This window comes from Streptomyces ipomoeae 91-03 (genome assembly GCF_000317595.1).
Taxonomy (GTDB): domain Bacteria; phylum Actinomycetota; class Actinomycetes; order Streptomycetales; family Streptomycetaceae; genus Streptomyces; species Streptomyces ipomoeae.
The window spans coordinates 1-7358 of the sequence record NZ_AEJC01000166.1; the positions used below are offsets into that span (position 1 = coordinate 1).

Annotated in this window: 5 protein-coding genes; all 5 read left to right on the forward strand. The window is 70.1% G+C overall.

Going from position 1 to position 7358, the window contains the following annotated elements; translation table 11 throughout:
• The first annotated feature begins 334 nt into the window (after window positions 1–334).
• Window positions 335–748 (forward strand): PaaI family thioesterase, encoded by a 414-nt coding sequence (locus STRIP9103_RS10855; protein WP_009307750.1) that lies wholly within the window; start codon window positions 335–337, stop codon window positions 746–748.
• Window positions 749–1250: 502 nt separating this feature from the next.
• Entirely contained in the window at window positions 1251–1466 is a 216-nt protein-coding gene (locus STRIP9103_RS10860) for a hypothetical protein (RefSeq protein WP_009307746.1), read from the forward strand.
• Window positions 1467–1606: 140 nt separating this feature from the next.
• A complete protein-coding gene (locus STRIP9103_RS10865) occupies window positions 1607–2413 on the forward strand; it encodes an HlyD family efflux transporter periplasmic adaptor subunit (RefSeq protein WP_009307753.1) in 807 nt (268 codons plus the stop codon).
• 116 nt (window positions 2414–2529) lie between these two features.
• On the forward strand, window positions 2530–4647 hold the full coding sequence (locus STRIP9103_RS10870; protein ID WP_234022171.1) for an NHLP family bacteriocin export ABC transporter peptidase/permease/ATPase subunit: 2118 nt from the start codon (window positions 2530–2532) through the stop codon (window positions 4645–4647).
• Between the two features lie 185 nt (window positions 4648–4832).
• Window positions 4833–7358: NHLP bacteriocin export ABC transporter permease/ATPase subunit (locus STRIP9103_RS10875; RefSeq protein ID WP_048820074.1), on the forward strand; the 2526-nt coding region annotated here is incomplete at its 3' end.

Below are 7358 nucleotides of genomic sequence, written 5' to 3' on the forward strand. Positions count from 1 at the left end.
ATGAGGGCCGCAGCCCCGAGCGCCGCCACGCCGCCTGCTGCTACAAAGGCCTTGCGCTTGCTTGTGCGTTTGTGACTCAACTCTGTGACCTCCTGGGGCCGGGGTCCGTGCCGCCGTCCGGCGGGTGAACTGGGGGCGCCTGGTTGCCAGTTGGTACGGATGGTTCCGGTGGGGTGTTCAACGCTCCCCAAAAAGATTTCGATCTTCCGTTTCGCAAAGTGCGGTTCGGGTGGCATTTCACGGCTTCCCGCCTGCGCCGCCGCGTCTTCCCGGCCACAGAGGCACGATTTTCGGCCCGCGTTCCTCGATCCACGTCCGTGGGAACGATGCCCTCATGACTCTCACCCCCGCCGAAGCCGACAAGATCCTCGCCGCCAACTTCGCCCCCTGGGTGCTCGATCTGGGCCTGACGGCCGTGGAGTCGGGGGAGGGACGTGCGGTGCTGCGGCTGCCGTGGTCCGACCGGCTGGCGCGCGAGGGCGGCGCCCTGTCGGGTCAGGCGCTGATGGCGGCGGCCGACACGGCGACGGTGATCGCGGTGTCGTCGACGCGCGGCGGCTTCGTACCGATGACGACGGTTCAGCAGTCGACCAGCTTCCAGCGGGCGGTCGTGGGTGAGGACGTACTGGTGGAGGCGGTCCTCACCAAGCTCGGGCGGCGGATGGCGTTCGCCGACATCTCCATGACCACTGCCGACTCGGGTGAGTTGGCGGCCCGGGCGAGCACGGTTTACGCGCTGCTGGGGTGACAAGCGCGTACCCCTGGGGCGAATGAGTACAAGCCACCGGTCCGGCGGGCACGGTCGGCGACCGTTCGACAGCGGTCCGTTCCGGAGTGTGGATCCGCTGGACGGCTTCAGGGAATCTCCACACCGAATGCCCAGTGAGGTCACGGCGCGCGGAACTTCTGCACAGCGGCCGGCCGGGTGCCGCGTCTTTGAGGCGGGACTGTCCATTTCGTTTTCCGGTTGGCAATGAACGACGTATGACGATGCCGCGCCCCGTGTGAAGAACCTGGCACCAAGACGTGCGCGCTCCTGCACGGATGACCGTTCATGGTCACCAAGTGCCCTGGTGAGAGGCATGGTTGATTGGATGTGCGCCACGGCGATCTGCTTTGATCCATCGCACCGCGGGGGCCGCGAAATTCTCGGAAACGAGAGAAGGACGCTCCCGTGCGCGGCCGTCGTTCTGTCCCCAGAAGGGGGCCGCTCCCCCCTTATGAAGATCCATACGAAGGGAAGTTCCATAATGAACTCCACCCCCCAGGTTGAGACCGCCGAGCTGTCGGACGCTGCTCTCGACGCCGTTTCCGGTGGTCTGCAGATCAACGCCGTCGGCACCGTCACCGGCCTGGTGGACGGCATTGCCCCGGTTTCCGGCCTGGTCAACACGGTCGTCGACACCGTCGAGGGTGCCACCGGCCTGAACACCGCCCCGGTCACGAACCTGGTCGCCGGTCTCTGATCCGAGCCCCAGTGCCGCTGAGTCCCGGAACCACCCTGACGGTTCCGGGGCTCTCGGGTGCCCTGAACCGCGTGGAAACACATGGCTTCGGGGTGCCGTGAAAGTCCTCTGTCTCACATCGCGCAGGTGAGGGAAGTCCCGTGCAGTTCCGCCAACAGGCCCTCGCCAAGCTGCAGTCACCGGAGGAGCTCGACCTTCCGGTGCGTTTCGCCCGCCCGCAGGGCTGGCTGGTGCTGTCCGTGACGGTGGTCGCCGTGGCCGCCGCGTCCGTGTGGGCCGTCACGGGTTCCGTCGCGTCCACGGTCAGCGCACCCGCGATCCTCACGCACGGGCAGGGCAGTTACGTCCTGCAGAGCCCGGTCGCGGGCCAGGTCACCGCCGTGCTCGCCAAGCAGGGCGAGCGGCTGCCCGCCAAGGCCCCGGTGCTGAAGGTGGCCACCGCCGAGGGCGAGACGGTCGTACGGTCCGTCGCCGCGGGCCGGGTCTCCGCGCTCGCCGCCACCATCGGCCAGATCATCCAGACCGGCACCAACGTCGCCGCGATCGAGAAGGTGGCCGACGCCGACGACCCGCTCTACGCGACGGTGTACGTCCCGGCCGAGAACGCCGCCTCGATCCCGGAGAACGCCCGCGTGGACCTCACCGTGCAGTCGGCGCCCACCCAGCAGTACGGCGTACTGCGCGGTCATGTGCGGAAGGTGGACCGCACCGCGCAGACCCCGCAGTCGATCGGCGCGTTCCTCGGGGACAGCCAGCTGGGCGAGCAGTTCACCAAGAAGGGCCGGCCGGTGGCCGTCACCGTGCGGCTGGACCGCGAGACGTCGACCGAGTCGGGCTACAAGTGGTCCTCGCAGGACGGGCCGCCGTTCAAGTTGACCTCCATGACCATGGCCACGGGTTCGATCCGCCTGGCCGACGAGCGTCCGATCGATTGGCTGCTCCCGTGACCCCGCCCCAGGACACCGCGCCACCGGCGGCGCACGGCAGACGCAAGGCGGCCCCGAAGAGGCCTCCGGTGCCCAAGGGCAGGCGGAAGGGCGTCCGTACGCCCACCGTTCTGCAGATGGAGGCGGTGGAGTGCGGCGCCGCCTCCCTCGCCATGGTCCTCGCCCACTACGGACGGCACATCCCGCTGGAGGAACTGCGCATCGCCTGCGGTGTCTCGCGGGACGGCTCACGCGCGAGCAACCTGCTGAAGGCGGCCCGCAGTTACGGCCTGACCGCCAAGGGCATGCAGATGGACATCGCCGCCCTCGCCGAGGTGCAGGCACCGGCCATCCTGTTCTGGGAGTTCAACCACTACGTCGTCTACGACGGCATGGGGCGTCGCTTCGGCCGGCGCGGCGTGCACATCAACGACCCCGGCAAGGGCCGCCGGTTCGTGCCGATCGAGGACTTCGACGCGAGCTTCACCGGTGTCGTCCTCGTCATGGAACCCGGCGACGACTTCGAAAGGGGCGGCCGCAAGCCCGGCGTCCTCGGCGCCATGCCCGCCCGGATGCGCGGCACCGCCGGCACCCTGCCCGCCGCGGTCCTCGCGAGCCTGCTGCTCGTGGCGGTCGGCGCGGCCGTACCCGCGCTGAGCCGGACGTACATCGACATGTTCCTGATCGGCGGCCAGACCTCGCTGCTCGGCGTGCTGTTCACGTCGATGGGCGCCTGTGTGCTGCTGACGGTCCTGCTGACCTGGCTGCAACAGGCGAACCTGCTGCGCGGCCGGCTGATCTCGTCGACGCTGTCCAGCGCCCGCTTCCTGCGCCACCTGCTCCGGCTGCCCGTCACGTTCTTCGCCCAGCGCAGCCCCGCCGATCTCGTCCAACGGCTCCAGTCCAACGACGCGGTCGCCGAGACCCTGGCCCGCGACCTCGCGGCGGCCGGCGTGGACGCGATCGTCGTCGTCCTCTACGCCGTACTCCTCTATACGTACGACCCGCAGCTCACCTTCGTCGGCATCGCGGTGGCCCTGCTCAACGTGGTGGCGATGCGGGTGGTGATCCGGCTGCGCGCGACCCGTACGGCGAAGCTGCGCGCCGACAGCGCGCGGCTCACCAACACGGCGTACACCGGACTGCAGTTGATCGAGACGATGAAGGCGACCGGCGGCGAGGACGGCTACTTCCGCAAGTGGGCCGGGCAGCACGCCACCACCCTGGAGGAGCAGCAGCGACTCGGAGTGCCGAGCGCGTGGCTGGGTGTCGTCGCCCCGACGCTCGCCACGCTCAACAGCGCGCTCATCCTCTGGATCGGCGGCATGCGGGCCATCGAGGGCCACATATCCGTGGGTCTGCTGGTCGCCTTCCAGGCGCTGGTCACCCGTTTCACCGCGCCGATCACCCGCCTCAACGGCGTCGCGGGCCGTATCCAGGACTTCGCGGCCGACGTCGCCCGCCTCAAGGACGTGGAGAACTTCCAGGCCGACCCGCTGTACGCCCGCCCGGACACCATCGAGTCCACCCGCCGGCTGCACGGCCATGTGGAGCTGGAGAACATCTCCTTCGGCTACAGCCCCCTCGACAAACCCCTGCTCACCGGCTTCGACCTCACCGTCGGCCCGGGCCGGCAGGTGGCGCTGGTCGGCGGCTCCGGCAGCGGCAAGTCGACGGTGTCGCGGCTGATCTCGGGACTCTACGCCCCCTGGGAGGGCGTGATCCGCATCGACGGCCAGCGGCTGGAGGACATCCCGCGTGGCGCGCTGGCCGCCTCCGTGTCCTTCGTCGACCAGGAGGTCTTCCTCTTCGAGGGCACGGTCCGCGACAACGTGGCCCTGTGGGACCCGTCCATCCCGGACGAGGCCGTCATCGAGGCCCTGCGGGACGCGGCCCTGTACGACGTGGTCGCCCGCCGCCCCGGTGGCATCCACAGCAAGGTCGAGCAGGACGGGCGGAACTTCTCCGGCGGGCAGCGCCAACGCCTGGAGATCGCCCGGGCGTTGGTGCGCAGGCCCAGCATCCTCGTGCTCGACGAGGTGACCAGCGCGCTCGACGCGGAGACCGAGCTGGTCGTCATGGACAATCTGCGCAAGCGCGGCTGCGCCTGCGTGGTGATCGCGCACCGGCTCAGCACGGTCCGCGACAGCGACGAGATCGTCGTCCTGCAACACGGCTCGATCGTGGAACGCGGCCGGCACGAGGAGCTGGTGGCGCGCGGCGGCGCGTACGCCCAGCTGGTCAGGGAGCGATGAGATGACCTCCGTCCACGACAGCCACGGGGCCCAGGAGAGTTACGCGGCCACGGGGCCAAGGGAGCTACAACAGCCACGAGGGCCAACAGAGCTACGGCAGCCAGGGCGACGGTCCCGTTGGTCACGGCGCCCAAGCCGGCCCCGGCGGCCAGGAGGGCGATCTCGTCCTCGGCGCGCTCGGCGCCATGGGTACGCCCCTCGACTGCACCGGCCGCACCCGCCTCGATCTCGAAGGCCCGCAGGTGCTGTGGCTGGTGGCCTCCGGCGCCCTCGACCTGTTCGCGGTCGACGCCGTGCAGCAGGGCCACTGGCACCATCTCGGCCGCCTGGAAGCGGGCTCCCTGCTGCTCGGCCCGGTCACCGGCCCCCAGCACACACTGGTCGCCCGCCCGCTCAGGGACTGCGTGGTGCGCCGTATCGGCCTGCGCGAGCTGTACCAGCCGGTGAACACCGAGACCTGGTCGTACGACGAGTGGGGCAACCCCCAGCTGGTGCCCCCGCAGACGAGCCCGCTGGAGTACGCCCTCGCCCTGGGCGTCGGCCGCGGTCTGTCCATCCTCTTCCAGGCGCCGATGGCCACCGAGCAGGCCGCAGCGCTCACCGACGACGACGTGTTCTGGATGCAGGTGCCGCCCGGCAGCGTCCAGTACGGCTCGCTGTACGGCGCGGAGGCGGCGGCCGATCTGCTGATGGACCCCGGGGTCTGGCAGAGCATGGTGGACCAGCAGTTCCGGCTGCTGGCCACGCTGGACCGCTGGATCGAGCAGCTGGAGCGCACCCACGAGGACCGTACGGCCGCCGGTATCAAGGCCGGTGAGGCGGTACGCGCCCAGGCCGACCGGACGCTGCTCGCCTCCATCGGCAAGTCCTCCGCCGCCCGGCGTACGACGGCGGCCGACGCCGACGCCACGTACGCGGCCTGCAAGCTCGTCGCCCAGGCGGCCGGGATCTCCCTCGCCGAGCCCGGGCAGAGCGGGACCGAGAGCGACCGGCTCGACCCGGTGGAGCGCATCGCGCTCGCCTCCCGGGTCCGGGTCCGTGCCGTACGGCTCGCCGGGAGCTGGTGGCGGGAGAACGTGGGTCCGCTGGTCGGGCACCGGGCGCTGTCCGGTGCGCCGGTGGCGCTGCTGTGGCGGCGGGGCGGTTATGTCGCCGTGCAGCCGTCGTCCGGGCGGGAGACGCCGATCGAGAAGGCGAACGCGGCGGAGTTCGAGCCGCGTGCCGTGATGTTCTACCGCCCGCTGCCGGAGCGGTTGTCGAGCCCGCTGCGGCTGATGCGGTTCAGCCTGTACGGCACCGGCGGCGACATGACGGGCCTGCTGCTCAGCGGCCTGGTGACGGTCGCGCTCGGCTCACTGGTCCCGATCGTGACGGGCAAGGTCCTCGGTGAGTACGTGCCGAAGGCCCAGGAGAACCTGATCGTGCAGGCCTGTGTGGCCGTGATGCTCGCGAGCGTGGTGTCGGCGGCGTTCCTGCTGCTCCAGAACCTGACGATCCTGCGTCTTGAGGGCCGTATCGAGGCGACTCTCCAACCGGCCGTCTGGGACCGCCTGTTGAGGCTGCCGACCAAGTTCTTCGCCTCCCGTTCCACCGGCGAACTCGCCAGCGCGGCCATGGGCATCAGTGCGATCCGCCGCACCCTCGCCGGGGTCGGTCCGGTGGTCGCCCAGTCGGTGACCGTCGGGGCCGTGAACCTGGGGCTGCTGCTCTGGTACAGCGTGCCGATGGCGCTGACCGCGATCGGCATGCTCGTGATCGTGGGGGCGGTGTTCCTCGGGCTCGGTCTGTGGCAGGTGCGCTGGCAGCGCCGTCTGGTGGTGCTGAGCAACAAGCTGAACAACCAGGCGTTCCAGACCCTGCGCGGTCTGCCCAAGCTGCGGGTGGCGGCGGCCGAGAACTACGCGTACGCGGCCTGGGCGGGCGAGTTCGCGCGCAGCCGGGAGCTCCAGCAGAAGGTCGGCGGCATCAAGAACCTCAACACGGTGCTGGGCGCGGTGTATCTGCCCCTGTGCACCCTGCTGATGTTCATGTTGCTGGCGGGCCCGGCGCGCGGCTCGATGTCGGCGGCGGACTTCCTCACCTTCAACACCTCGGTGACCATGCTGCTGACGTCCGTCACCCAGCTCACCGGCGCGTTCGTGTCGGCGGTGGCCGTACTGCCGCTGTTCGAGGAGATCAAGCCGGTGCTGGACGCGACCCCCGAGGTGCGCACGGCGAGCACCCGGCCCGGGGTCCTGTCCGGCGCGATCGAGGCCCGCCGTCTGTCGTTCCGGTACGCCGACGACGGCCCGCTGGTCCTGGACGACGTGTCGTTCGACATCAAGCCGGGCGAGTTCGTGGCCATCGTGGGGCCGAGCGGTTGTGGAAAGTCCACTCTGCTCCGGCTGCTCATCGGCTTCGACAAACCGGTCTCGGGCAGCGTGCTGTACGACGGCCAGGACCTGGGCGCACTCGACCAGTCCGCCGTGCGCCGTCAGTGCGGTGTGGTGCTCCAGCACGCCCAGCCGTTCACCGGGTCGATCCTTGACGTCATCTGCGGTACCGAGCCGTTCACTCCGGAGGAGGCGATGGCGGCGGCCGAGATGGCGGGTCTCGCCGAGGACATCAAGCGGATGCCGATGGGGCTGCACACCATCGTGCAGGGCAACGGGGCGATCTCCGGGGGACAGCGCCAACGCCTGATGATCGCGCAGGCCCTGATCCGTCGTCCC

What these genes read in the sequence shown, in the direction of transcription:
- STRIP9103_RS10855 (WP_009307750.1), top strand. Translation starts at nt 335, where the DNA reads ATGACTCTCACCCCCGCCGAAGCCGACAAGATCCTCGCCGCCAACTTC.
- STRIP9103_RS10860 (WP_009307746.1), top strand. Translation starts at nt 1,251, where the DNA reads ATGAACTCCACCCCCCAGGTTGAGACCGCCGAGCTGTCGGACGCTGCT.
- STRIP9103_RS10870 (WP_234022171.1), top strand. Translation starts at nt 2,530, where the DNA reads ATGGAGGCGGTGGAGTGCGGCGCCGCCTCCCTCGCCATGGTCCTCGCC.